Genomic DNA, 24,948 nt, shown 5'->3' with positions numbered 1-24,948 from the left:
CGAGGTTTATACCGTTCTGCTCAGAAATCAATTCTGAATGCAGATGTTAACGGTGCGGCAAACATCATTAGGAAATCAAAAGTAGCCATAGACTCAATAGTTGAGCGAGTGGGTAGCGGGTTACTGACTAACCCTTTAAGAATTAAACTTTGGGCGGATTCATCCCCCAAAGTTTGTCCTTAAGAATCCCCGCGTCTTCAGACCGGGGAGTGTCAATAATCAATTTTAGGCCAGATTTGTGGCAACAAGCTGATACTAATCAGTTCTTAAAGTTAATCGGGATCGTTGTTGATAAGGAGCCAAAATAATGCCCAGTGCAGTACCAATTATTATAGTTGAGCCAACGCCAACGCCAACGACGCCAACGCCAACGACGCCAACGCCAACGACGCCAACGCCAACGACGCCAACGCCAACGACACCAACGCCAACACCAACCCCAACGCGGACGCCAACTCCCTCTGACGACACATTGGGCGGCATAGACGACACATTGGGCGGAGGAAAAGGTACCGTACCCTCAATCATTGGGGGCGTACTTCGGGGAACAGAAACCAACGACTCGTTAGTTGGCAGTCCCGGCCCCGACGTGATTTCCGGGCTGCAAGGCAACGACAACCTGCAAGGATCTGGTGGCGATGATTTAGTTTTTGGCAATGATGATGAGGACGTATTGTTTGGTGGCCCCGGCAACGACGTGCTCGACGGCGGTTCAGGACTCGATACCCTGTACGGAGGCAAAGGCAGCGATTCCCTCGACGGGGGAAATAACCCCGATTTGTTGTACGGCAATGACGGCAACGATACGGTAATTGGAGGCGAAGGCAAAGATACAGCCTACGGCGGCAAAGGCACCGACAGCTTGCGCGGTGGGTTGGGCGACGACAGCTTTTTGGGCGATCGCGGCGATGACGTTCTCTGGGGCGATCAAGGTAATGACTCGCTCTTCGGTGGCGAAGGCGAAGACTTGCTATTTGGCAACGAAGGAGGCGACTGGCTCTACGGCAATGGCGGCGCGGATACCATTTTTGCAGGTGACGGCGACGACATCGTGTTCGGCGGTGCTGGGGACGACATCGTGGACGGTGGTGCTGGCAACGATATTCTTTGGGGCGAAGCAGGCAAAGACATAGTAGCAGGAGGCGAAGGCAGAGATGTCTTCGTTATCGGTACCTTCAGCACCCCCGGTGGCAGCAGCAGCAACGGCACTAACCCAGCATTTCTCACCACAGGCGGCCCGGATATCGCCGATGCTGATATTTTCACAGACTTTCGCCAAGGTGAAGATGCGATCGGGCTGAGCGGCGACCTCAAGTTTGAAGATTTGGTAATCTTCCAAAGCACCGACAGCAAAGCCGGCAGCACCATTATTCGCAACGGCGTCAGCGGCGACTTTTTAGCAGTATTGCCCGGAGTAGACAGCAGAACCTTGGGACGCAGCTCATTTGTAATTGCCCCCATAGTTCCAGGCAGCGCCACCCCACTACCAGCTCCGACGCCGACTCCGAGTCCGACGCCGACTCCCACACCGACGGCAAGTCCGACTCCCACACCAACTCCGACACCGAGTCCGACTCCCACACCCACAGACACTCCGACTCCCACAGACACTCCGACGCCGAGTCCGAGGCCAATCTTCCCCACGCCGACGGCAAGTCCGAGTCCAACGCCGACGCCGACAGGAAGCCCGACACCGACAGGAAGTCCGACGCCGACAGGAAGTCCGAGTCCGACACCTGTCAATCAGCTTCCAGTCGCAGTTAACGACAACTTCACTACGGTTTCAGGTCAAGGTCTCACTTTCAACGTTCTGTTGAACGACACCGATGCAGACAAGAACCCTTTGACGGTTACGACTTTTACCCCAACAGCCAAAGGGACTCTGACTCCCTTGGGCGGCGGCGACTTCAAATACACCCCAAATGCTGGCTTCTCTGGTTCTGACAGCTTCAGCTACTCGATCTCAGACGGCAACCGCGGCACTGCTCAGGCAACAGTAACTATCAACGTCAGCAACCCCCCACAGCTAGTTATTAACGATGGTGTGGTGGTTGCCAAAAGTGCTCCTACTCAGACAATCACCGCCGCCGATTTGTTGGTGACAGATCCCGACAACCCTCCATCGGAAATTGTTTACACGATTACTAAAGCCCCCGACGCTACCAGAGGTTTTGTGCAAAGGGGCACCACATTTCTCAACGTGGGCGGCAAATTTAGCCAAGACGATGTCAACAACAACATTGTCAAATACAACTTGTTAGCAGGAGGTGGCAGCGACAGTTTCACGTTTACAGCCTCCGACGGGTCTTCAAAGATCGGGCCGGCATCCTTCAGCATTACGGTGGTAGATAATATTGTCGATCGCACCGCACTTCCTGCCAGCAGCTTTACAGGCAGCAACATCAGCGACTACATCATCGGCGGGGCAGGCAACGATACCATCTCAGGCGGTGCCGGGGACGACATCATCGACGGCAGGGGCGGCGACGACTTTGCATTCGGTGATGCAGGCAATGACTCGCTGCTGGGTTCGATCGGCAACGACAACCTCGACGGCGGACTGGGCAACGACACCATCAATGGCGAAGATGGCATAGATTCGCTAGTTGGCGGACTGGGCAACGATTTGATGTTCGGCGGCAATGACAATGACATCATCTCGGGCGGTGACAACGGCGACACCATTGACGGCGGCGCTGGGAATGATTCGATATTGGGAGAAGCCGGCGAGGACTCGATACTTGGAGGCAGCGGCACCGACACATTATTGGGTGGAATTGGCGATGACTCGATCGAGGGCGGTGCCGGCGACGACATCCTCGATGGCAGCATCGGCAGAGACTTGCTCGATGGCGGTATCAATAACGATTCGATCTCCGGCGGCGATAGCGAAGACACCATTTTAGGTGGAGAAGGCAGCGACACCGGACTCGGAGGTGCGGGCAACGACTACATATTAGGCGAGGGCGGCGGCGACTCCCTGTTGGGCGAAGCGGGCGACGACACTGTAGACGGCGGCGCCGGTAGCGACTGTCTCAGCGGCGCCTTCGGCAACGACTTGGTATTGGGTGGCGATGACAATGACTCGCTTTCCGGCGGTGCGGGCAATGATATTTTGGGCGGCGGGAACGGTTCTGACTTGCTCACCGGCGATGCTGGTAATGATTTCTTCTACTACGAAACTCCGAGTGAAGGTGTAGATATCATTACTGACTTTAATGCTAATGGCACCGGCACCGACAGATTCTTGTTCAGGTCGTCAAATTTCGCAGGTTTAACCAACTCGGGAACTACTAACGATTTCACCAGTTTTATCGTCAGGAATATCGGCAGTGGCGGCGACAACATCAGCAAGCAAGAAGTGATTTTGTTTGAATCTAAATTTGACAACGCTCAAGCAATCAATGCAGTGTTGAAGAATCAAAACGGTTCGAGCAAAACTGGAGCTTTCTTCGTGTACCTGAACAATACTTTTAACCAGTATGTTCTCGGCTTTGACCCGAATGTGGCAGACGACAGTCTCCCAGCTTTCGATTTGGCAGTGTTGAATTCTATTCCTACAGTGCCGGGAGCTCTTAGCACCGTCATTACTGCCTCTGACTTTAAGTTTATCTAGTCGTTTTTGAGTAGCGTCGCAAGGAGTCCGAAAAATGCCCAGTGCAGTACCAGTAATTATTATACCGGAGACCACTCCTACGCCGTCGCCGGGGACAACTCCGTCGATGACGGGGACTTCTCCGTCGATGACGGGGACTTCTCCGTCGATGACGGGGACTTCTCCGTCGATGACGGGGACTTCTCCGTCGATGACGGGGACAACTCCGTCGATGGCGGGGACAACTCCGACGATGACGGGGACAACTCCGTCGATGACGGGGACAACTCCGACGATGATGGGGACAGGCCCGGGGATTTCGATCGTACCGGTGCCTCGACCAACTCCGACTGTACCCACGCCTCCCCCACAGCCGCTGTTTGTCGATGGTGTAGTTGTCGCCAATGACGGGAATAACTATTTAATCGGCAGCTTGTTCAACGACACGATTTCCGGGCGCGACGGGGACGACACGATTCTGGGTCGGGACGGGGACGATATCATCAGGGGCGAAGACGGTAACGATTCTCTCAATGGTGGCGCTGGTAAAGATATCGTTGAAGGCGGGCGCAGTAATGACACCGTGCGGGGCGGCAAAGGCGATGACTTGGTTTCTGGCGACCAGGGCAACGATGCAGCTTTTGGCGACCAGGGCAACGATGTTGTCTTGGGTTCGGAAGGCAACGATACGCTGTACGGCGGTAAAGGCAATGACTGTCTGCGCGGAGGTGCGGAAGACGACCTGATTTTTGGCGACAAGGGCAGTGACACTGTTTTTGGCGACACGGGCAATGACTGCCTGATCGGCGCTGCGGGCAATGATATTCTTTTGGGCGCCGACGGTGGGGATGTCATCAGCGGCGGTGTTGGTAACGATACTGGTGAGGGTGGCGAGGGTGATGACCTGCTATTTGGAGGAGATGGCAATGATGCTCTATCTGGAGATGCTGGGGATGATATTCTGACGGGCGATCGCGGGTCTGATACTCTGACAGGAGGCGAGGGTTCGGATATCTTTGTTCTCGGTAGGGTGGGTACGTCGGTTTCTAGTAGCGGGTTTCTGACTACTGGCGGCCGCGAGATCGGTGATGCTGATTTAATCAGAGATTTTAAGGCAGGAGATTCGATCGGCTTGGCTGGAGGTCTGAACTTTACACAGTTAAACATCTTCCAGGGTCAAGGCTCGAATTCTAGCAACACGATTATTCAGGACAAGCAAACTGGCGAATTTTTGGCGGTGTTGGTTGATGTGCGACCTGGTTCGCTAGATGAATCTAGGTTCACTACGGCTCGAATACCGCGCGTAGAAGATAATCCCTTTACTATTCAGGGAACAAGTGTTTCTCCGACACCGAGGGGGACAAGTCCTTCTCCAACTCCGACGGGGACAACGGCTTCTCCAACTCCGACGGGGACAACGGCTTCCCCGACACCAACGGGGACAACGGCTTCCCCGACACCCTCAACGGGGACAAAACCTGTTACGACACCGCCACCGACGGGGACAACTGCTTCTCCAACTCCGGCAACAAGTCCGACTCCGGCAACAAGTCCGACTCCGGCAACAAGTCCAACTCCGGCAACAAGTCCAACTCCGGCAACGAGTCCGACTCCGGCAACGAGTCCGACTCCGGCAACAAGTCCGACTCCGGCAACAAGTCCGACTCCGGCAACAAGTCCGACTCCGGCAACAAGTCCGACTCCGGCAACAAGTCCGAGTCCGACTCCATCGCCATCACCGGGGACAAATCCGAGTCCAACTCCGTCGCCGGGGACATTACCGACACAGGTTCCGAGTCCGACTCCATCACCGGGGACAACTCCGAGTCCGAGTCCTTCTATTGTCCCGACTCCAACTGCGACAACCCCAACTCCTCCGCCTTTCGGTGGTGGGCCAGTTCCGCCGAGTTTTACCACTCCGACTCCTAACGAACTGCCGATCGTCGAAACTGGTAAAACGCTGACAGCTTTGCAGAATTCGCCTCTGTCTCTAAGTATTTCGCAGCCGACAGATCCAGAGGGCCAACCATTGTCGATCGGAGTAATCGGAGTGCCCAATCCGAATTTCGGTCAAGTAGTTGTCGGTACAACTCCGATCGCCCTGAACCAAAAACTGACAGTTCAGGAATTACTCGGCCTGCAATTCCAACCTAAAACTGATGTAATCGGGTCAGCCGGTTCCTTCAGCTACAGCGTAGCGGACGATCAAGGTGGCACGGCGGCAGCCTCAGTTGCGATTAACATCAACTCTTTCAATACATCGTCAACCCTTCCGACTAGCTTGCCGCCGGTGCTTGGCGATGACGGCATCGTATTTACGAATACGAATAATTTGCTGCCGACATTCATCGACGTACTCGCCAACGATTCCAGCCCGCAGAAAGGGCCACTCAGCATTATCAATGTCGGCACGCCAAAACTGGGCATAGCTGTGAATCTCGGCACTCAGGTGCAGTTCATCCCCGGCAACGTAGCGGGTACAACTACTTTCACCTACAGCGTCAGCGACGGATTCGGGACAATTCCGGGCACAGGTACGATCGCCGTTTCCATCTTGGCGGCTGATAGCGGGCCTAACAAATTGGTTGGTGGTTCTTTGCCGGACAATTTGAACGGTTTTGCAGGGGCAGATACTGTTGACGGCCAAGGCGGCAACGATACGATGAACGGCGGTTTGGATAACGACGTGCTCGTAGGCGGCCTGGGTGCAGATACCATGACGGGTGGCGGTGGTAGCAATCAATTCCGCTATACCAGTCCTGCGGATGGCGGGCTGGCCTTTGATGCGGCTTCTTCGGCGGCCATCAATGCTGCGATCGCCGCAGGCGGATACGATGTGATTACTGATTTTACCGGTCTCGGTGTGCCGATCGCCGATCAGTTTAACTTTGCCCCCGGATTCGGGAATCTCAATAGTGGCACCCTAGTTCTGCTGAACGTGCAGACAACTGTTTCTGCAAATATTCTAGGAGGAAGTGCATTCTTGTTTGCCTACGATTCCGGCGGCAATACTTACATCATTTATGACGGCAATGGCAACAACCTCGCCGGCAACGATTCTCGCATTTTGGCGAAGTTAAATGGTGTAACAGGAGTTTCTTCTCTTTCGGGATTTGACTTCACGTTTATCTAGGAATAGATAGAAGACGCTCGCGGTTGAAACCGCCTCTATACAAACAAAACCCACCTCCGTGGGTTGAAGAGTAGAACAGCGGGCAGTTGAAATTACATTATTTTCTTCAGTCCGCGGAGGCGGACTTTCTTTGTATAGACGCGGTTTCAACCGCCATCTTATCTAAATCTGATTTTCATCAGAAAAAAGTCCCAATAAAGGGCCGAGAATCGCGCCAAAAACAAAGCCGCCGGCATGAGCCCAATAGGCAACTCCCCCGGATTCCATGCCCACACTTGCCGGCGCATTCAAGGAAGCTAAACCGCTCAATGCTTGCTGTGCAAACCAAAATCCGAGAAAGAAGAAAGCGGGAACTCTGACTGTAGTAATAAAAATGCCCAGAGGTAGTAAAGTAAGAACTTTGGCTTGGGGATATCTGAGAATGTATGCGCCCATCACGCCTGCGATCGCGCCGCTAGCGCCCAGGGAAGGAATAGCCGATGATGAGGAAAAATACCACTGAGTTAGTGATGCTAAAACGCCGCAAGTAAGGTAAAATATTAAATATTTTACGTGTCCTAAACGGTCTTCTACGTTGTTACCAAAAATCCACAAAAATAACATATTTCCGGCAATGTGGAGAAAGCCTGCGTGCAGGAATTGCGAGCTAATTAGTGTCGTCCATTCGGGAAATGGCGAAACTGGCAGAGACACCCGACACATATTGCTTAACTGGCAAGGAACGACCGCCCAAGAGTAGAAAAATTGCGTTAATTGGCGATCGCCCAAACTGAGTTCGTACAAAAACACTAATACGTTGGCAGCAATCAGTCCGAAGGTAACGTAGGGAGTGATACTGGTGGGATTGTCATCGCGTAAGGGAACCACAGTTTTTTTCTCCTCAACATCAAAATATTGGCAACACGATATCGTATTTGCAGGCCAAAAGTCTTCTGTCGGAAGGAAGAATTTATTAGGATTAGTCAGCAGTCATTAGTTATTAGTCAGTTGGTTGTCTCTAGAATTTATCTATTGTCAGGATTGCCGTAAATCATTTGGGAAACTTTGGGGGGGGTGTCTCCGATGTGAAAAGCGCGGGCTGTTTCTTCGATCGCGCGATCGGCATTTGTGACTCGCTCGAATTGGCGTTTGTGCTCTGCCCAAGATTCGACAATTATCGTTTCTACAAATCGGCTGGGATGGGATAAATCTTGATACAATCCCCACTGAATCGCCCCGTCGCGCCGCCTGGTGCGACTTAGTGCTTGCATTACTTGTTTAAAACTATTTGCATCGGCCGGATCGATGCAGTATTCTAAAGTAATTAATACCGGGCCGTCGTTGGGAGATGGTTCAAAAGAGTGGGCTGGTTGCTGCCAGTGCAGGGAAGATGTTAAATCCATTTTTTCTGCACATCGGAGACGGTAGCGAGTGGCGAGGGCTGTAGTCGCGATCGCTCCAACTGCTGCAATCTGTAAACTAACAGAAATTCCTGCTTGCTGGGCAATGGTTCCCCACAGTAAACTACCTAAAGTCATGCTTCCCTGAAACACTAACAAATATGTCGCTAAAGCTCTCGCCCGCACCCATGTAGGAACGGCTGTTTGAGCAGCTACATTCAAACTTACCATCACTGTCAAAGACGACAATCCCACTACCAGCATCGCTGCACAAACTGCGTAGAAATTGCGCGTATAACTCAATACCAGCATCATTGTGCCAAACACCGCTGATGCCGCAGCTACCGACAAATCAGTGGAAATTCGCTGCCGGATTTTGGGCAAAATAAATGCTCCGGCTAACCCACCGATTCCCCAAAAACCGAGAATTATCCCGTATCTAAAAGCATCTAAACCTAATTCTCGGCGACCCAAAAGTGGCAGCATGGCAAACAAAGCGCTGGCAAAGAAAATATATGCCCCAGCGCGGATCAGGACTGCTTGAAAAGGTGGAGAATAGCGCACGTAGCGGATTCCGGCTTGCATTGCGCCGATAAATCTTTCTGCGGGTAAAGCTGTTTCTTGGGGCTTTCTCTGCCACGTATAAATGACTAGAATGACTCCGATAAAGGAAGCTGCATTCAGCAAAAAGACGAAGCCTGTTCCGGCGGATGCGATGATAATTCCTGCTAAAGCGGGGCCTACAGATCGCGATAAATTGATGACAATTCCGGTCAATGTTACGGCTGACGGCAGTTGTTCTTTGGCAACTAATTCGGGGGTAATTGCTTGCCAGACTGGCATATTTACGGCGCTGCCGATGCTCATCACAAAGGTTAATGTTAGGAGTATCCAGGGAGTTGTGAGGTTGGCAACGGTGAGAATTCCCAAAAGTGCTGCGGCGGCAAGCATCCAGCCTTGGGTGAATAATAGCAGGCGGCGTCTGTCAACTACATCGGCGATCGCGCCGGCAGGTAGCGCTAGCATGAAAAATGGCAAGCTGGATGCTGCTTGCATCATGGCGATTAGCAAGGGCGAGGGGGAAAGGGATGTCATCAGCCAGGAGGCCCCTACATCGTGCATCCAGGTGCCGATGCTGGAAACTCCCGAGGCTAGCCAGAGAGCTCGAAATACGGGCTGGGCTAGGGGACTCCACATTGAGGCGGGCTTTGGTGCGGTGGCGCTCATGTTTGGATAGGGAGAGTTTGCGATCGAATTTTATCTTACATCACCTGAAATTATTGTTTTTTTAATACCATGACTAAAGCCCCTCCTTCTTGACAAAATCATCAAAATTAGGCTAATCTCAAAACGTCGAGCGAGACGACTGGTCTAGTAACATTGTTTATGAGTGGAAAAGTTGCCATCAAAGAAGATACCAAACTTGCTCTGATTAAAGCAGGGCGACGAATCATTGTGGAAAAAGGATACAATCACGCCGGAATTCAGGAAGTTTTGCAAGCGGTAGGGGTTCCGAAAGGCTCTTTCTATCACTTCTTCAGTAGCAAAGAAGAATTCGGTTTGGCAATCATCGAGTACGATTCCCAAATGCACGATCGCATTGTCGAACAGTATTTAGGTGATATCAATCTCACTCCTCTGAATCGGCTGAAGCGTTATTTTACCTTTAAGTTAGAGGAATTTGAAACTCTGCAATACCGAGAAGGCTGTTTGTTTGGCAATCTCAGCCAAGAAATGGCCGATCAAAACGATCGCTTTCGCCTGCGGTTGCAAGAAGCTACGGATCGCTGGCGAGATCAGTTTGCTGAGTGCATTGAAGCTGCCCAAACTGCGGGTGAAATCTCCAAAAACCAAAAGGCTCAAGACTTAGCAGAGTTTTGTTTAAATAGTTGGGAAGGTGCTTTGTTGCAAATGAAACTGAGCAAAAGTGATGCTCCGCTGAAGAACTATATTCAGTTTATGTTTGGGATGATTTTAAAGTAGCTCAAAAAGTTGAACGATCGCTGGATCTGTCTCTATTCAACTTGTCCGCAAGTTTGGCAACATACAGCAAATTCCACATTTATGAAGTACACTCGCTCCCCGTAGGGACACGGCACTGCCCAAGGCGTGTCAACTTAAGCCTGAAAGCCTTGATAAATGTCGTTTTTACCATAGTCCAGATCCCCCTAAATCCCCCTTAAGAAGGGGGACTTTGAGTACGTTCTTGTCCCCCCCCTTAAGAAGGGGGGCTAGGTAGGGCGGTTTTATTGTCCTCAGACAAATTAGGTACGTAGTTGCGCTTCAGCGCTCCTTATAATATTAGGAAAGAGCGCTAAAAGCGCAACTACGTACCTTGGCCCAAACGCGAGCCGACATTTGAGCGATACTTTTGGTAGTTTTATATTTCCTATCCTGACAATAAAACCACCCTACTTCTTAAGGAGGGCTAGGGGGGATCTAGATTTAATAGTCAAACAGCAATCTCTGACTGGATTTGACCTTAAGTTGACACCTATGGGCTCTCGGAGTGTCCCTACACTTCACAAACCTCGAATACGCTACATATAGATCAATACGGTTTACTTAAGATTGTCATTGCGAGGAACGAAGCAAACAAGAGTATCTATTTTTCATAGGGTTTTACCCCAGGGCGGTCTTAAGTAAACGGTATTGAATTATATTACCCACAATGAGGAAACCGCACTGCCGTTTCCCTGCAATTAATCGAGGTAGGGAAACGGCAGTGCCGTTTCCTCCGTTTATATCATCCCGATGTAACCGGAATTGATATCAGGAATATTTTTATGTTTTATCCTCAGATTTCTATGAAAACTCCGACACTTTCTACGGCCATTATGCTAACCGCACACAAAGCATAAATTCCCGTTCCTACCGTTACTTGTACGGTGTCTGCATTGATGATTTTGATGAGTTTCCAGCTATCACCATTCTTTTGATAAAGCGTCCAAGAACGGATGTTTTTATCGACGGGATTTTTCCACTGCAAAACATTGCTATTCCCCACTTTTTGTACTACCACTGATACTGGAGGGGCCGGCGGCTTTCCATTTTGCCAAGGCATCGCGGGAACGAGTGCGGGTTGCGCGTATGTAGTGGATTTAAAATTGTCGTAGATTTGCTGGCGGTTGTCGCTAAATGCTTTCATGCTGAAGAAAACATTGCCTAAAGCTAAGCTGTCTTTAGAGTTGCGCGTAATCTCAATTTGATTGTTTATTTCCTGCACAGTCCACTTGTTGCCGTCAAGTCTTCCTAAGTTGTTTCCTACATAAATATGTCGGTTTTGGGGGTTGTTTTCTAGCCACCATTCCAGCAACATTGGATAGCTTTGAGCTGTTTGATCGATGCGCCAGTAAAGTTGAGGATTTAGATAATCTACCCAACCTGATTCTAACCATTTTTTGGCGTCGGCATAGAGTGTTTCGTAGGCGTCTAAACCGCGACTTTGTGGTGGTTGTCCGGGTCGATAAATACCGAAGGGACTGATGCCGAATTTTACGTTGGGTTTGACTGTTTTAATTCCTTGTCCGAGTCTTCTAACTAATTTGTTGACATTTTCGCGGCGCCAGTCTCCTAAACTCATTTGGCCGCCTCTAGAAATATAACTATTGTAAATCTTGCTGTCGGGAAATTCTTGACCGTCAATGGGATAGGGATAGAAATAATCGTCGAAGTGAACGCCGTCTATATCGTAGCGCTTAACTACATCTAAAATTACGTTGTAAGTCTTGTCTAAAACTAAATCAATTCCCGGATCCATCCACAAGTCGTCGCCCCACGGATAAACGCATTCGGGATTGGTAACTGAGAGGTGCGGGCGGACGTTGGGAGGGGTTTGAGTGGAAACTTTGGCGCGGTACGGATTGAACCAAGCGTGAACTTCGATGTTGCGTTTGTGGCTTTCTGTAACGGCAAATATTAAAGGGTCATAGTAAGGTTCGGGTGGTTTTCCTTGGGTTCCTGTCAGCCATGCACTCCAAGGTTCTAATTGTGAGGCGTAAAGGGCGTCGCCTGCTGCTCGAATTTGGAGGATAATTGCATTGAAATTCATTTCTTGCAGCCTGTCCAGGATTTTCAGGAGTTCGGCTTTTTGCTGTTCTGTTGAGAGTTTGTTGCTGAATGGCCAGTCAATATTCCACACGGATGTTATCCAAACTCCGCGAAATTCTCGCTGGTGGTTGACGTAAACTTGCGGCCTGGGAACTTTACTGAGAACTATAATATATTGATTGTATATTTGTGGCGCTCTTTTGAGATATACTAATGCTTGATAAACCCAGGCGACTACATCGGCTCTGGTGGCGTTTCCGGCGGGATTTAATAGGTTTAAGTTGGGGGCGTTGACGACTATTTCGGATTGGGTTGCTATGACGATCGCCTTTTTGGCATAATTAGGAATTTCTGTGCTGTCTTGGTAGATGTTTGATAGAACCAGATTGCTTGTCGGTACAGCGTTTGACCCAAATATGCCGCTGACTAAGGCAACTAATGCTTCGGCCCTGGTAATCAGGCTTTCGGGTTTAAACAGGTTGTCGGGATAGCCGGAGATAAATCCTCTTTTATATGCTGCTTGAATGGCTGTGGCGGCCCAGTGGGTGGCGGGAACGTCGATAAAGGGTATGTAGGGCCGTTTGTCGGGTACGGGAAAGGCTTTGCTGACTATGGCGGCGAATTGGGCCCGGGTGAGGTTGCTGTTGGGGCGAAAAGTGCGATCGGGAAAACCGCTGATTACGGCCCTTTCTACTAAGCCATCAATGAATATTTTTGCCCAATGATTTTGAATGTCGGAAAAGCGATTAGTGCTGGAAACCATAGTTGTATTTATAATCGGGAATTGGGAATTGGGAATGGGGCATTGGGCATTGGGAATGGGGCATTGGGGAGCGGTTATTAGTTATTAGTTATTAGTTATTAGTAGCAAGTCACAAATAACTAATAACAAATAACTAATACAACTATAATTGCTATAGCAACTGTCAACTGTCAACTGTCAACCGACTACAGCAAACTGGCATTTTCGTAAAGCAGCCGGATGATATTGATGATTTTTTGTCCGTATAAAGGGTCAGAATTCCAGCGACCTGCAAGTTCGTTGACGGTGGGGGCTACGCCGCGCTTGACAAAACGAAAACGCACGTTTTCTTTAACTAAAGGTTGGTTGATTGGTTCGGTGCTGGCGTAAGCTTTTAGGTGCTGAATTTGCGCTCTAATTCCTGTTCTGGCATCGGGAAAGGAAATGCCGGAATTTGTGGGGCTGACGATTCCCATGTCAGCAAAGTTGAATTGTTCTGGTTTGACTGCACCGCCAAAGTTGAGATAGTTTGTTTCTAAACACATTTGGCAAAAAGCTACGTCGTGATTGACGCCTTCTGCGGCTGCTTCTTGGACGTAAATTTGAGGTAGGTTGGGAAATATTACCAGGGCTTTGCTGTTTGTTTTGGTGAGAAATACTGTGATTTGTTGGGCGGTAGTTAAACCGCGTCCCATGATTTTTCCTACGCCGGAGAGGATATCACGGCGCGATCGCAGGGATACTGATGTGGTGGCCTGATCCCAAGTTACGGAAATGTCGCGATCGCGCAAATCGACAGCCCGCACGAATACTACTCCATTGTAGGTGATTCGGCGATCGGCTGTTTCTGGTTTAACATTGAGAGCGTCTAGAACTTCGGAAGGGACAAAAGCATTTCCGTTGACCAAAATGCCTTTGTCTTCGTGGGGCGCACCGTTGATTTGGATATTAATTAAAGGATAAACTATAGGTTTTGGTGTCGGTGTCGGTGTCGGTGTCGGTGTCGGTGCAGGTGTCGGTGTCGGTGTCGGTGTCGGTAAGGGTTTTAAAGGAGTATTGTTTAACCAAGCTTCAAGTCCGTCAGCGAGTCCGAGGGCGACATCACGGCGGCGATTTTGAATAGTTCGCAAGTCATCAATGTTAGTTAAAAAACCGAGTTCTATTAACAGCGAAGGAATATTTACGCGCCGACAGAATGCAAGGCTACCAACACCAGCTTCTGTATCTGCTCTTGCGCCACGATTCGGTATTTGTGGACACCTGCGTAAATAGCCATTTAAAATTAAATCTGCATCTGCTTTTCGTCTGGGGTTGCTACCAATATAAAACGCGCTAGCACCGCGGACTTGGGGATTAGAAAAAGCGTCTATGTGTATTTCAACCGCTACATCTCCCGGCTGAGAGCGACTATTGATCCAAGCGATACTTTCGATTAAGCTAAGAGTATCTGGTACAGAGAAGGTGTCTATACCTCGCTGCCGCAATTCAGGTACTAATAAATCCCGAGTGAGAATAAGTTCCTGGGATTCGGTGGTGCCAAATGCGATCGCCCCGGGATCGCGCACGCTGCCTTCAAACCCGCCGTGTCCGGCTGAAACAAAAATAGAAGCCATTTAATAAAAATCTCCACCTTGCAGTTACTTCAGTGTCAGCTTTTTTATGCTCGGCTTTTATTTTACCGCAAAGGCGTATATTTTATTATTGCAGCAAAAACTTGTAGTTGCGTTCTGGGTGGGGGTTCTCACCCCCGAACACAACTACAAATTTGTTAATCCGCGTGGAGATCACATTTTGACAGCGGGGCTAGTCGAAGGTTTAGGTGCCTTAATTTCCTGCGATACTGCACGGGTGCGGAAGAGTTTAGCAACGACTTGCTCGCACTTGGACAAATCCGCTTCTATCTGTGTAAAGATGTCAGTTGATACCGGATCTGTGAACTTCGCTCGCAGGTTGTTGATATCGACAACACCTGTTTGCAAATCGCCGAGAGTGCTCCGCAGCAAGAAGGTTTCATCTGTTCCTTGCACCGAGGCTTTTAATTTAGCGTATTTGTCAGCAAGTTGGGCGGGAATTGAGGGTTTTTCGCCGAAATCGCTGAGGCGGTTTTCGAGAGCGAGGATGTGTTTCTGTTTATTTTGGATCATTTCCGCCAGGAGCGATCGCAAATCGGCATCTCCGGTTTTTTCCGCATAATTCTGAAACGCTTCGCAAGCATAGCGTTCCCCTGCGAGGGCGGTATTCAAACCTTTCACAATGTCCGCTTGTGTCGAGCCGCCCCAACCATTAGCTAGTTTCCACCATTCTGCACTCGTATCAGTTTCTTCTGGCAAACCAACTGCTTTACCGCCGTAACCGAGGCGCGCTAAAATAGCGGTGGTAAATATTCCTAAATCTCCCGGTTGGCGGGAAGTAATCAAGTTACCGTCAACTACTAAAGGTTCGTTGATGTAGTTAGCTCCGGCATTAATCATGTCTGTTTTAATTGCCAAGAAACCCGTCGCATTTTTGCCTTTGAGCGCGTCGGCTTCAATCAAAAGTTGCGGGCCGTGACAAACAGCAGCGACTATTTTTCCTTGTTCCATCGCTTCTTTGACAAACCGCACTGTATTGGGATTTGTCCGCATTGTATCGGGAGCCATACCGCCGGGAATTACGACTGCATCAAATTCTTCTGCTAATGATTCAGTGGTAGTTCCGTCAGCTTGCTGGGCGACTTTACCATTTTTCCCTGCATACTTTTCGTTTGTCCGCGAACCGAGGACAACTACGTCAAATCCTGCTTGTTTTAAGGCGTTGTAAGGAACCAGAAATTCTGAATCTTCTACTCCATTTTCGATTAGTATGGCAACTCGTTTGGTGTTAGTTCCGTTATTTGTTGTCACAATCACTTTCCCTCAGGCTATCTTTTTATCTAAACATAAGTCACTTCTCGTTTTTTGAGCATCTGGCTAAAGTGATAAAGTAGTTATTCTTAAAAGCTGTTAAGGTGAGTCTTTAGAGATATTTTATAGTAGAGCAACACGATCAACAGTCAACAGTCAACAGTCAACAGTCAATGCACGTAAGAGGCTCCGTTAATGTCGATCGTTGTTCCGGTAGCGTGCACAGCCAAACCCGATGCTAGAAAAGCGATCGCGTTGGCGACATCTTGAGGAGGGGCGATTTTGCCGATCGGGATATCGCGCACAATCTGTGCTTCGCCACACTCCCTAATAAACTTATCCGACATTTCCGTACTCACAAATCCCGGCGCCACAGTAAAAGCCAAAATATTATCAGCAGCGAATCCTCTCGCAATGCTGCGAGTCAAAGAAACGATCGCACCTTTTGATGCAGCGTAGTGCAGATAATTCGGGTCATCGCCGCGAAAAGCAGCGCGACTTGCTATATTAATAATCGTACCAACCTTGCGAGTTTTAAAATGTAGAATTGCTTCCCGGCACAAATCAGCAACCGCAACTAAATTAACTTGTAGAGTTTGCTGCCAAGCCGACGACCAAATATCAAAATCGTCCTCGATACCAGCCGACTGCATAATCCCAGCATTATTAACTATAATATCAATATGACCGCGCCATTTTACAGCATCTTGCCACAAAAGAGAGGCCGCGTTTGGTAACATCAAATCTGCTGCTAATAAATAACAGCGATCGCCCGCCACACTTGCTGCTACCGATTCCGCCGCTTCCTGACTGCGACAGTAATGCAAAATCACCTCGGCCCCAGCATTAACAAGAGTCCGCACCGTCACTGCACCAATCCCTTTCGAGCCGCCCGTCACTAAAATTACCTTTCCAGTTAAATCAATCATTTCTCTCTCTCTTTTCTCTTTCTCTGCGCCCTCTGCGCCCTCTGCGGTTAAAAAAAATAAATCCCATTCACAAGCGAAATAGAATTTGCTATATGATAATTGTACATGATTAAATGTCCTCTTAAAAATAAATCAAAAAAATCGCCATGAAAGCAGTTGTGTTCGATCGCTACGGCAGCGTTGACGTATTGCAGTACCGAGAAGTAGAAAAGCCGATCGCCAAATCGAACGAATTGTTAGTCAGAGTTCGCGCTAGCAGCGTCAATCCCGTAGACTGGAAAATCCGGCAAGGACACCTGCAACTACTTACAGGATTTAACTTTCCTCGAATTGTCGGTTCCGACATCTCGGGAGTTGTCGTAGAAGTCGGCTCGGAAGTCACCAAATTTCAACCCGGAGATGAAGTTTATACATTCTTAAATCCAATCGCTGGCGGTGCTTGTGCCGAATACGCTGTCGTGCCAGAATCGAGTGCATCAATTAAACCTCACAACATCACCCATGTCGAAGCAGCAGCAGTACCCATCGCAGGTTTAACGGCTTTGCAAGCGTTGAGAGATTTGGGTGAAATTAAAGCAGGATACAAAGTATTGATTAACGGTGCTTCCGGCGGAGTCGGGATTTTTGCGGTGCAAGTTGCTAAAGCAATGAATGCGGAAGTAACGGGAGTTTGCAGCGCCAAGAATATAGAATTTGTCAAGGATTTGGGAGCAGATTGTGTTCTAGATTATGCAGAAATTGATTTTACTCAACAACCCGAAAAGTATGATATAATTTTGGATGCTGTCGGTACAAAGACATTTGCTGAATGCGAAAAAGTGCTGCAACCGGAGGGAGTTTATATCTCGACTTTGCCGAGTTTCGACAACCTCCCACCGATGTTGACTAGCTGGTTTATTCCTGGTAAAAAAGCTAAATTCATTCTAGCCAATGCCAACCCAGCCGACTTGGAGATTTTGCGGGAGTTAATCGAATCCGATAAAGTTGAGCCGATTGTCGATCGCACTTACAGCTTACCAGAAGTAGCCGGCGCCCACGCGTACAGCGAAACCGGCCGCGCTGTCGGCAAAATTGCGATCGGCATTGAAGAAGTCAGTTGACAGTTGACAGTTGACAGTTGACAGTTGACAATTAGTAGGGGCGGTGGATGGTGCGTGCCCGCCCTCTTAGTTGACAGTTAATAGTTAATAGTTACCAATTACAATTACCAATTACCAATTACCAATTAACAATTAACAAATCTAAAATTGCCCCATTACCGATTTCCGATTCCCCATTACCAATTCCCCATTCCCTATGACTGTGCCCTCAGACTTGGAGACATCCGAACAAGATTCCGACAACAACCTCGAACAAGTTAGCGCGGAAAATAGCATTTCACCAGTCGCTGATGATTTGATGGCTGTCAACAACTTAGAAGGTGCAGAAGTTAACTCAGAAAATATTGCACCAATTGCAGATGATTCTACGGATGTCGGCAACTTAGAAGCTGAAGAAGTTAGTTCGGAAAATAGCATTGCACCAGCCGCCGACGATTTTACGGATGTCAGCAACTTAGAAGCTGAAGAAGTTAGCGCGGAAAATAGCATTACACCAATCACCGATGATTTCACGAATGTCAGCAACTTAGAAGCTGAAGAAGTTAGTTCGGAAAATACTATTGCACCAGTCGCCGATGATTTTACGGATGTCAGCAACTTAGAAGCTGAAGAAGTTAGTTCGGAAAATACTATTGCACCAATCGCCGACGATTTCACAGATGTCAGCAACTTAGAAGCTGAAGAAGTTAGCGCGGAAACAGAAAATACTATTGCACCAATTGCAGATGATTCTACGGATGTCAGCAACTTAGAAGCTGAAGAAGTTAGCGCGGAAAATAGCATTGCACCAGTCGCCGACGATTTCACGGATGTCAGCAACTTAGAAGCTGAAGAAGTTAGTTCCGAAAATAGCATTGCACCAATCGCCGATGATTTTCTCGGTTCCCGCAACCTCGAAAACGAATATCTCGACGAACTTCCCGACGAAGTTGAGATGTCTTTGTTCGACCATTTAGAAGAATTGCGTCAGCGACTTTTCTACTCGCTAATTGCCGTAGCAATAGGTGTAGTTGGTTGTTTTTTAACAGTTAAACCGATCGTACAATTGCTAGAAGTACCCGCCGGGCCCGTCAAGTTTCTGCAACTAGCTCCCGGTGAGTATTTCTTTGTTTCGATCGAAGTGGCGGGATACAGCGGTTTGCTGATTGCAAGTCCGTTTATTTTTTACCAAATAGCGCTATTTGTGCTACCGGGTTTGACTCGCAAAGAACGCGGGTTGCTCGGGCCAGTGTTTTTGGGTTCTAGTTTCCTCTTTTTGGGCGGGCTGGTATTTGCTTATATTGCTCTGATTCCGGCGGCGCTGAACTTCTTTGTTACCTACGGGGCGGATGTTGTAGAGCAGTTGTGGTCGATCGACAAATACTTTAAATTTGTACTGCTGTTAATGTTCAGCACGGGTTTAGCTTTTCAAATCCCGATCGTCCAAGTATTGCTCGGCGTTTTGGGCATAGTTTCTTCTCAGAAAATGCTCTCCGGCTGGCGTTATGTGATCTTAGGTGCGGCTGTTTTGGGTGCTGTTTTAACGCCTTCTACTGACCCTTTGACGCAAAGTCTTTTGGGAGGTGCGGTGCTCGCTCTTTACTTTGGCGGCGTCGGTTTGGTGAAGCTTTTGGGGCGGTGAAAATTAGGAATTTTGTAGTTTTTGGGCTGAGCGGGTTGTAGCAAAAATATGGTCGATAGCTCAAAAACTAGAGCTATCCGCCCTTGCTTGTGTGAATTTTGAACTCTGAAATCTCGATTCGGAAAAATTTAGCGCCCACCAAAATATGTGCGCGTATTCAGCGGACTCAAACCAAGCGATCGCGAAAGTTGTATAGGCGATCGCCACAGCTTCAATACCGATATTCGGCGACCTAATAACAGAGTAAAAGCAATATCCCCACAAGGTAAAAAAAGCAAGCAGCCCCAAAATACCTGTAGAAACAGCAGTATCCAAAATCCAATTGTGAGCTTTATAACTCGGTATTTTTTCAGTGCGAATCTGTCCGTTTATATCCAGGTAATCATAAGAAAACTGACCGAGACTTACGATTTGAGGAATGTTATTAGGATTGGCGACGAAAGGATATGCGATACCAAATCCGTTAAAACCCCAGCCAAAGAGAGGTCGTTTTTGAATGCCGCGCACAGCAACTTCCCACAAAGGCGATCGGCTGGACATTACTTGTGCGACAGATACCCGATTCCAGTCCAGCGGCCTTGTAAAGGTCATGGCACTAATTGTCAGCAATCCAATAAAAATAGCCGGGATTAATTGTTTGTAATATTGCCGTCCCAGCAAGTAAAATAGTGCTATCATTAAAGATATAACCGCTGTTCGAGTGTTGGTAAATAGCAAAGCAGGGAGAATGAGAAATAAAGCGAGACTGGAAGTGCGATCGCTAATTAACTTCCACTTCCAACCAACCAAAGAAATAACTGCGGCGAGAGTCAATACTATAGCTGCGTGGCCGCGATGCGAGTAAAGTGCGATCGGCTGCTGTCCGCGAAAAATCGTACTAGCCAAAACATCATTCCCGACCAACTGACCGGAAGTAGCAGTATAATCAATTTGCCAGCTAACAACTTGTGGAAAAACGCTAACAGCTACAACCACAGCTCCAATCAGCAAACCCCGCATTTGACAGCGAAACAATTCTGGATGCAGTTTTAACAGCAGCCTGTTAGTGAGGCTAAAAATAGAAATTAACAGCCAGTACAGCCAGCCGTCTCCCATTTGGTCTTGTCCCCAAAAAGAACGCTCCGGGAAAGGACTTTTCAGGGTAGAAATCGCTCCCACAGTCAAAAAAAATCCCCACAAAACCAGGCAGATTTTCCACTGCCGGGAAAAAGTTAAAAGTTTCCTTTCTTCCCATAAAAATGATAAATTTGAAAGCACAATCAGCAAGACAACAAAAACTTTAGGCTGCGTCCAAATTTCGCCGCGGCTACCTCCCCAAGGGTTGATGAGAATGAGACTAAAAGCATATAGCAAAGTGTAAAGTTTTTTCATTTCACTGTCCGCTGTTCGCTGTCAACTATCAACTGTCAACTATCAACTATCAACTATCCTGTCGCTTTTTCCGCAAAATACGCCGCATCGCAGCGAACCATAACAGCATTCCATTAGCCGCCAAAATACTCCCCGGTTCCGGTACAGCTTCCGCATCAATTGGCTTGGGTATTTGCCGCATCTTGAAACTTCCTTCCCTTTCCTGAAAAGCTAATTGAATGGGAAATGCTGTTTCTGGTGTTTCGCCAAATAATGAATCAATGCCAGTGATTCTAAAATTATCTACTGGATAACCCAATAAAGAAACAAAATCTAATTTATCTCCCGGACTGAAATTACCGAGGATCGAATCTCCTACTGCAACAGTAAATTGTTGGTCATCACCCGCAGGAAAATCAAGAATTTCAGTAAATAAAGTGTCTTCCAGAGATTGGAATTCAAAGCCGTAAGTAGTTGGAGGGTCAAACCAGCGACAGCCGGGAACTTTGTTGAAAACTTGCCAGCCATTTTGGATAGAATTGGGAAGGATGGGGTTTTGCTGTGTCAGGCCGCGCTTTTCTTTTCCGAATCCGCCACCGCCGCTAGTTGCTACGCTAAAATCAGGTGAATCTTGTGGGTCGTAAACATCGACAAACAATTCGTAATTGCCTCTGTCTTGACCGCGAGCACCTCCACCAGCAGCACGGAGATTGAGGTTGATATTGCCACTACTGCCTACAGTACCGGTTAGTGCGGAGGCAAAACCATTTCCTACAGAGCTACTGTTGTCGTCAAATCCCAGTCGAAAACCTGAGTTATTGTGCGTACTTAAAAATGTGTTGGGGTTGCAGCGATTGGAGGGGAGGTCGTTGTTTGTCCAAGCTATATATTTTGAACCGGGAGTAAGGTCAGAGACGTTAAAACGGTCTACTTCAAAACCGGAGGCAAGGCTGTCGGAAAATTTTTTAGTGGTTTTAGGAGGAGTAAATATGCTTTTCCAACCCCATGAGATACCATCATATATCGTGACTTCATTGGGTTTATTAAGGGGATCTTTTACCTCAGCCAAGTAAAGTTCTGCATCCCAAGCTTTGTTATTATAGATATCATCTCGAACAGGGTAATCACGAAAAAGAATTGTTTGATTTGGATATCTTACCGTTTTACCATAGGTATCGTAAAAAGGGTTAAATGTTTGCTTTTGTGGGTTTTGAGGGTCTAAAAAACTTAGTTGTGTCTGCTCTATTACAGTGTCAATTTTGTTCTCGAGAGTTCCGTAAGGTTGCTTAATGACTCCTTGAAGGGTAGATATATAGGCATGATTATTAACTACCCTTTGAATAAAATGAACATTAGTGCCTACTGGATCTTGACCAACGACCGGGTTGTAAAGAACTTGTATTTCTGCTCCCACATTGGGTGTAACAAAAGGAATATACACCCCAATATCAAACCGACCTTTTAAAGATTCTACTGATGGCGCTTTGTTAAATGTCCAACCGTTTTGCGCCCAAACGGATGAGGTCAGCAGGTTAAAAAAAGCATCCGTTCCGCCGACTGGTAGTTGCGACACAGTAGTTGTATAAGTAGTTACGGTGCCAATACCTTGCTGGGTATAAGATATTGAAGAACAATAAACAGAGCTTTGGGTACAGGGAGAATCTGGTCTTTGCGATGGCATTGTGAAAGAAAAAGCGAAACAGGCCCTACCTGTTAGCACAAACAGTAAAGGGGACGTTAATAAAACTATCCGGTATTGATGTAATCGCATTCTTAACAACTCCTTAACAGGGTAGGTATGGAAGAAAAATCTGTCTTGATATGAAATCGATATGAAATTGTGTCTCAATTGCTATTTATGTGCCAGGGTAAACTACGTAAACCTTGACAAAGGGCGTTGTTGCTTCACCTGTCCAAATCTCTCGTATTAGGTGTTCTTCATCTTTTTTAGGGTCATAGCACGGTCTTACAGATCGGGAACTGATATATCTGAATCTAATTTGATAATCACCAGGCTTTATGTTGTCAAAATACCACGACCCCCCCAATCCGTCAGAGCCTCCGATTAGCAGACTATTCTTCTGCCAAAAAACTTTGGTGTCCGGGAAAAAAGTTGCGTGTTCTCCTGGTTGAATTAAGGGACAAGCGAGTTGCGGAGAGTTTAGGAGTCTATCTCTACCTCCTTTGCTTTGTAATACTTTACCATCGGCTTCCACTATTTCTAAGGGAATTACAAGCAGGGGATCGAAAAAAGGTAAGCGAATAGGAGAAGGCGAGTTGTTTGTAATCCGAATAGCGAGCTGAATCAAGGTATTTACATCGGGTCGATTCTCAGGGATTAACCATACTCTATTTGGCACCAAAATTTCAAAGCGGATGCCATCAATTTCAACTGCATTCTTGTTAGTCGATTCTACAGATGTCAAGTTATATCCCCTCTCACTTTCCACCTCTTCAATCGCCATAACTTCTTTAGGCACATGACTCAATGCCACTAAGCCGGAAAGAATTAAAACTAATAAAAATAGGGAAAAGTGCTTCATCACATCAAACTGCCTTGCTTTCTGAAAGTGATTTATTAACTATAAAACTATATATTAGGACTGCTCCCTCAAAGTTGAAACGGTAAAAATACTGATTTTTTAGATGATAGTTTCCCGACCCTCTGCAATAAAACCACTAAGTCGCACTTTAATATGAATTTGACAACCGCATATATACGGAAAATGGGTGACGCTCGATCGACTTAATAAATAGCACTTATTAAGTTTGTTTATGCTTCCGCAAAATATGTCGCATCGTACCAAACCACAACTGCAACAGTAAATTGTTGGTCATCGCCCACAGGGAAATCGAGAATTTCAGTAAATAAAGTGTCTTCTAGAGATTGAAATTCAAAGCCGTAAGTAGTTGGAGGGTCAAACCAGCGGCAGCCGGGAACTTTGTTGAAGACTTGCCAGCCATTTTGGAGAGAATTGGGAAGGATGGGGTTTTGTTGAGTTAAGCCGCGCATTTCTTTTCCGAAGCCGCCGCCACCGCTAGCTGCGGAGCTAAAATCCGGCGATTCTTGTGGGTCGTAAACATCAACAAACAGTTCGTAATTGCCTCTGTCTTGTCCGCGAGCACCTCCACCAGCAGCGCGGACATCGAGGTTGATATTGCCGCTACTACCTACAGTACCCGTTAGTGCGGAGGCAAAACCATTGCCTACAGAGCTACTGTTGTCGTCAAATCCTAGTCGAAAACCTGAGTTATTGTGCGTACTTAAAAATGTGTTGGGGTTTCAGCGATTGGAGGGGAGGTCGTTGTTTGTCCAAGCTATATATTTTGAACCAGGGGTAAGGTTAGGGAGGTTAAAACGGTCTACTTCAAAACCGGAGGCGAGGCTGTCGGAAAACTTTTTAGTGGTTTTAGGGGGAGTATATGTATTTTTCCAACCCCATTTGATACCATTATAAATTGTGACAGTCTTGGGAGCAGTCTCCTCAACCAAATAGAGTTCCGCATCCCAGTTATGGTTTTCCGTGATATCTGAGCGGAAGGGACTATCGTAGAAATTATCTTCCGTAGCCAAAGGTGAACTTTCATCATAGAAGGGGCTATCTGCATCTGCCAAAACGTCAATTTTGTTATCACCGTTTCCATGACCTAAATCCTCAAGTTGACCATTCTTATAAAGTTTTGATCCATGATTGCTGACTACCCATTGAATCCAATGCAGATTGTTATTTTGGGGTGTAGGGTTAACTTGATTGGGAAGGATATCGCCTGATTTTACTGGACTATAAGTGAGTAAGAGATCGCTCCACACAACATCCTCCTTAGTAAAACCAGATATAGGACCATAATTAGCAGTGTAGGACTGAATATTAAAAGAACCAGCTAATGCCTGATCAGAAGAAATAAAGTTCCAGCCTTTTGGTTGAAAAGTGCTGTTTAGTAGAGTTAGGAAAGGAGCGCTCCCACCTAATTTAGCCTCAGTAACGTTTGACGGATTGAGCTGACGGGGTGACAGGTCGTCTGAAAAGCATACAGGGAGATAACTCTAGACAAATCGCCTCAAAAAATATAGGGTAAGAAAGCTTCTTACCCAAAAATAATTAAATGATACCAGAATTATATCATGCCCATTTGTCAGAAAAGCTGACACGTTCTAATTACTTATTG

Annotated in this window: 16 protein-coding genes and 1 pseudogene; 6 read left to right on the top strand and 11 right to left on the bottom strand. The window is 47.5% G+C overall.

Features of this window, described 5'->3' with window-relative positions; all coding sequences use genetic code 11:
- The 3 genes and pseudogenes from JGK20_RS14040 to JGK20_RS14030 all read left to right on the top strand — a co-directional run.
- A pseudogene (locus tag JGK20_RS14040) lies at nucleotides 1-183 on the top strand (RNA-guided endonuclease TnpB family protein); the annotation flags it as partial.
- A 124-nt stretch (nucleotides 184-307) separates the two neighbouring features.
- Nucleotides 308-3,616, top strand: a complete 3,309-nt coding sequence (locus JGK20_RS14035; protein WP_293230920.1) for an Ig-like domain-containing protein — start codon at nucleotides 308-310, stop codon at nucleotides 3,614-3,616.
- A 34-nt stretch (nucleotides 3,617-3,650) separates the two neighbouring features.
- Entirely contained in the window at nucleotides 3,651-6,728 is a 3,078-nt protein-coding gene (locus tag JGK20_RS14030; RefSeq protein ID WP_293230918.1) for a calcium-binding protein, read from the top strand.
- 162 nt (nucleotides 6,729-6,890) lie between these two features.
- Here the strand turns inward: JGK20_RS14030 and JGK20_RS14025 are convergent, their stop codons facing one another.
- A complete protein-coding gene (locus JGK20_RS14025; RefSeq protein WP_293189867.1) occupies nucleotides 6,891-7,595 on the bottom strand; it encodes a rhomboid family intramembrane serine protease in 705 nt (234 codons plus the stop codon).
- A gap of 137 nt (nucleotides 7,596-7,732) precedes the next feature.
- The gene (locus JGK20_RS14020; protein ID WP_293206891.1) at nucleotides 7,733-9,334 is read right to left on the bottom strand and encodes an MFS transporter; all 1,602 of its coding nucleotides are present in this window, start codon (nucleotides 9,332-9,334) and stop codon (nucleotides 7,733-7,735) included.
- A gap of 159 nt (nucleotides 9,335-9,493) precedes the next feature.
- Here JGK20_RS14020 and JGK20_RS14015 point away from each other — a divergent pair, with 159 nt between their 5' ends.
- Nucleotides 9,494-10,090, top strand: a complete 597-nt coding sequence (locus tag JGK20_RS14015) for a TetR/AcrR family transcriptional regulator (RefSeq protein WP_293184083.1) — start codon at nucleotides 9,494-9,496, stop codon at nucleotides 10,088-10,090.
- An 814-nt stretch (nucleotides 10,091-10,904) separates the two neighbouring features.
- Here the strand turns inward: JGK20_RS14015 and JGK20_RS14010 are convergent.
- From JGK20_RS14010 to JGK20_RS13995, 4 genes are all read right to left on the bottom strand, one after another.
- Entirely contained in the window at nucleotides 10,905-12,920 is a 2,016-nt protein-coding gene (locus tag JGK20_RS14010) for a family 10 glycosylhydrolase (RefSeq protein WP_293230915.1), read from the bottom strand.
- A gap of 185 nt (nucleotides 12,921-13,105) precedes the next feature.
- On the bottom strand, nucleotides 13,106-14,512 hold the full coding sequence (locus tag JGK20_RS14005) for an N-acetylmuramoyl-L-alanine amidase (protein WP_293184088.1): 1,407 nt from the start codon (nucleotides 14,510-14,512) through the stop codon (nucleotides 13,106-13,108).
- Nucleotides 14,513-14,683: 171 nt separating this feature from the next.
- Nucleotides 14,684-15,781, bottom strand: coding sequence for a DJ-1/PfpI/YhbO family deglycase/protease (locus JGK20_RS14000; RefSeq protein ID WP_293230912.1), 1,098 nt, complete (start codon nucleotides 15,779-15,781; stop codon nucleotides 14,684-14,686).
- A 170-nt stretch (nucleotides 15,782-15,951) separates the two neighbouring features.
- Nucleotides 15,952-16,710: an SDR family oxidoreductase gene (locus JGK20_RS13995; RefSeq protein WP_293184092.1), complete on the bottom strand. Its 759-nt coding sequence runs from the start codon at nucleotides 16,708-16,710 to the stop codon at nucleotides 15,952-15,954.
- A 146-nt stretch (nucleotides 16,711-16,856) separates the two neighbouring features.
- Here JGK20_RS13995 and JGK20_RS13990 point away from each other — a divergent pair, with 146 nt between their 5' ends.
- Both JGK20_RS13990 and tatC read left to right on the top strand, forming a co-directional pair.
- A complete protein-coding gene (locus tag JGK20_RS13990; RefSeq protein WP_293213433.1) occupies nucleotides 16,857-17,810 on the top strand; it encodes an NAD(P)-dependent alcohol dehydrogenase in 954 nt (317 codons plus the stop codon).
- 853 nt (nucleotides 17,811-18,663) lie between these two features.
- Complete coding sequence (tatC, locus tag JGK20_RS13985; RefSeq protein ID WP_293224995.1) at nucleotides 18,664-19,431, top strand: twin-arginine translocase subunit TatC; 768 nt, start codon at nucleotides 18,664-18,666, stop codon at nucleotides 19,429-19,431.
- Between the two features lie 60 nt (nucleotides 19,432-19,491).
- Here tatC and JGK20_RS13980 read toward each other — a convergent pair whose 3' ends face one another.
- The 5 genes from JGK20_RS13980 to JGK20_RS13960 form a co-directional block, all read right to left on the bottom strand.
- Nucleotides 19,492-20,802 (bottom strand): O-antigen ligase family protein, encoded by a 1,311-nt coding sequence (locus tag JGK20_RS13980; RefSeq protein ID WP_293213436.1) that lies wholly within the window; start codon nucleotides 20,800-20,802, stop codon nucleotides 19,492-19,494.
- A gap of 49 nt (nucleotides 20,803-20,851) precedes the next feature.
- Nucleotides 20,852-22,462 (bottom strand): hypothetical protein, encoded by a 1,611-nt coding sequence (locus tag JGK20_RS13975; protein ID WP_293213439.1) that lies wholly within the window; start codon nucleotides 22,460-22,462, stop codon nucleotides 20,852-20,854.
- A 175-nt stretch (nucleotides 22,463-22,637) separates the two neighbouring features.
- The gene (locus JGK20_RS13970; RefSeq protein ID WP_293213442.1) at nucleotides 22,638-23,324 is read right to left on the bottom strand and encodes a hypothetical protein; all 687 of its coding nucleotides are present in this window, start codon (nucleotides 23,322-23,324) and stop codon (nucleotides 22,638-22,640) included.
- Nucleotides 23,325-23,554: 230 nt separating this feature from the next.
- Nucleotides 23,555-23,794, bottom strand: a complete 240-nt coding sequence (locus tag JGK20_RS13965; protein ID WP_293213445.1) for a hypothetical protein — start codon at nucleotides 23,792-23,794, stop codon at nucleotides 23,555-23,557.
- A 270-nt stretch (nucleotides 23,795-24,064) separates the two neighbouring features.
- On the bottom strand, nucleotides 24,065-24,592 hold the full coding sequence (locus tag JGK20_RS13960) for a hypothetical protein (protein WP_293213448.1): 528 nt from the start codon (nucleotides 24,590-24,592) through the stop codon (nucleotides 24,065-24,067).
- Between the last annotated feature and the right edge of the window lie 356 nt (nucleotides 24,593-24,948).

Source organism: Microcoleus sp. PH2017_05_CCC_O_A (genome assembly GCF_020738785.1).
Taxonomy (GTDB): Bacteria; Cyanobacteriota; Cyanobacteriia; order Cyanobacteriales; family Microcoleaceae; genus Microcoleus.
Note: the sequence above shows the minus strand (reverse complement) of the source record. Positions and strands in the feature narration are given on the sequence as shown.

Coding starts and splice junctions, on each gene's coding strand:
- JGK20_RS14015 (WP_293184083.1), top strand. CDS start 9,494: ATGAGTGGAAAAGTTGCCATCAAAGAAGATACCAAACTTGCTCTGATT.
- JGK20_RS14020 (WP_293206891.1), bottom strand. CDS start 9,334: ATGAGCGCCACCGCACCAAAGCCCGCCTCAATGTGGAGTCCCCTAGCC.
- JGK20_RS13975 (WP_293213439.1), bottom strand. CDS start 22,462: ATGCCATCGCAAAGACCAGATTCTCCCTGTACCCAAAGCTCTGTTTAT.
- JGK20_RS13965 (WP_293213445.1), bottom strand. CDS start 23,794: ATGCGCGGCTTAACTCAACAAAACCCCATCCTTCCCAATTCTCTCCAA.
- JGK20_RS13995 (WP_293184092.1), bottom strand. CDS start 16,710: ATGATTGATTTAACTGGAAAGGTAATTTTAGTGACGGGCGGCTCGAAA.
- JGK20_RS14030 (WP_293230918.1), top strand. CDS start 3,651: ATGCCCAGTGCAGTACCAGTAATTATTATACCGGAGACCACTCCTACG.
- JGK20_RS13970 (WP_293213442.1), bottom strand. CDS start 23,324: ATGAAGCACTTTTCCCTATTTTTATTAGTTTTAATTCTTTCCGGCTTA.
- JGK20_RS14005 (WP_293184088.1), bottom strand. CDS start 14,512: ATGGCTTCTATTTTTGTTTCAGCCGGACACGGCGGGTTTGAAGGCAGC.
- JGK20_RS13990 (WP_293213433.1), top strand. CDS start 16,857: ATGAAAGCAGTTGTGTTCGATCGCTACGGCAGCGTTGACGTATTGCAG.
- JGK20_RS14010 (WP_293230915.1), bottom strand. CDS start 12,920: ATGGTTTCCAGCACTAATCGCTTTTCCGACATTCAAAATCATTGGGCA.
- JGK20_RS13980 (WP_293213436.1), bottom strand. CDS start 20,802: ATGAAAAAACTTTACACTTTGCTATATGCTTTTAGTCTCATTCTCATC.
- JGK20_RS14035 (WP_293230920.1), top strand. CDS start 308: ATGCCCAGTGCAGTACCAATTATTATAGTTGAGCCAACGCCAACGCCA.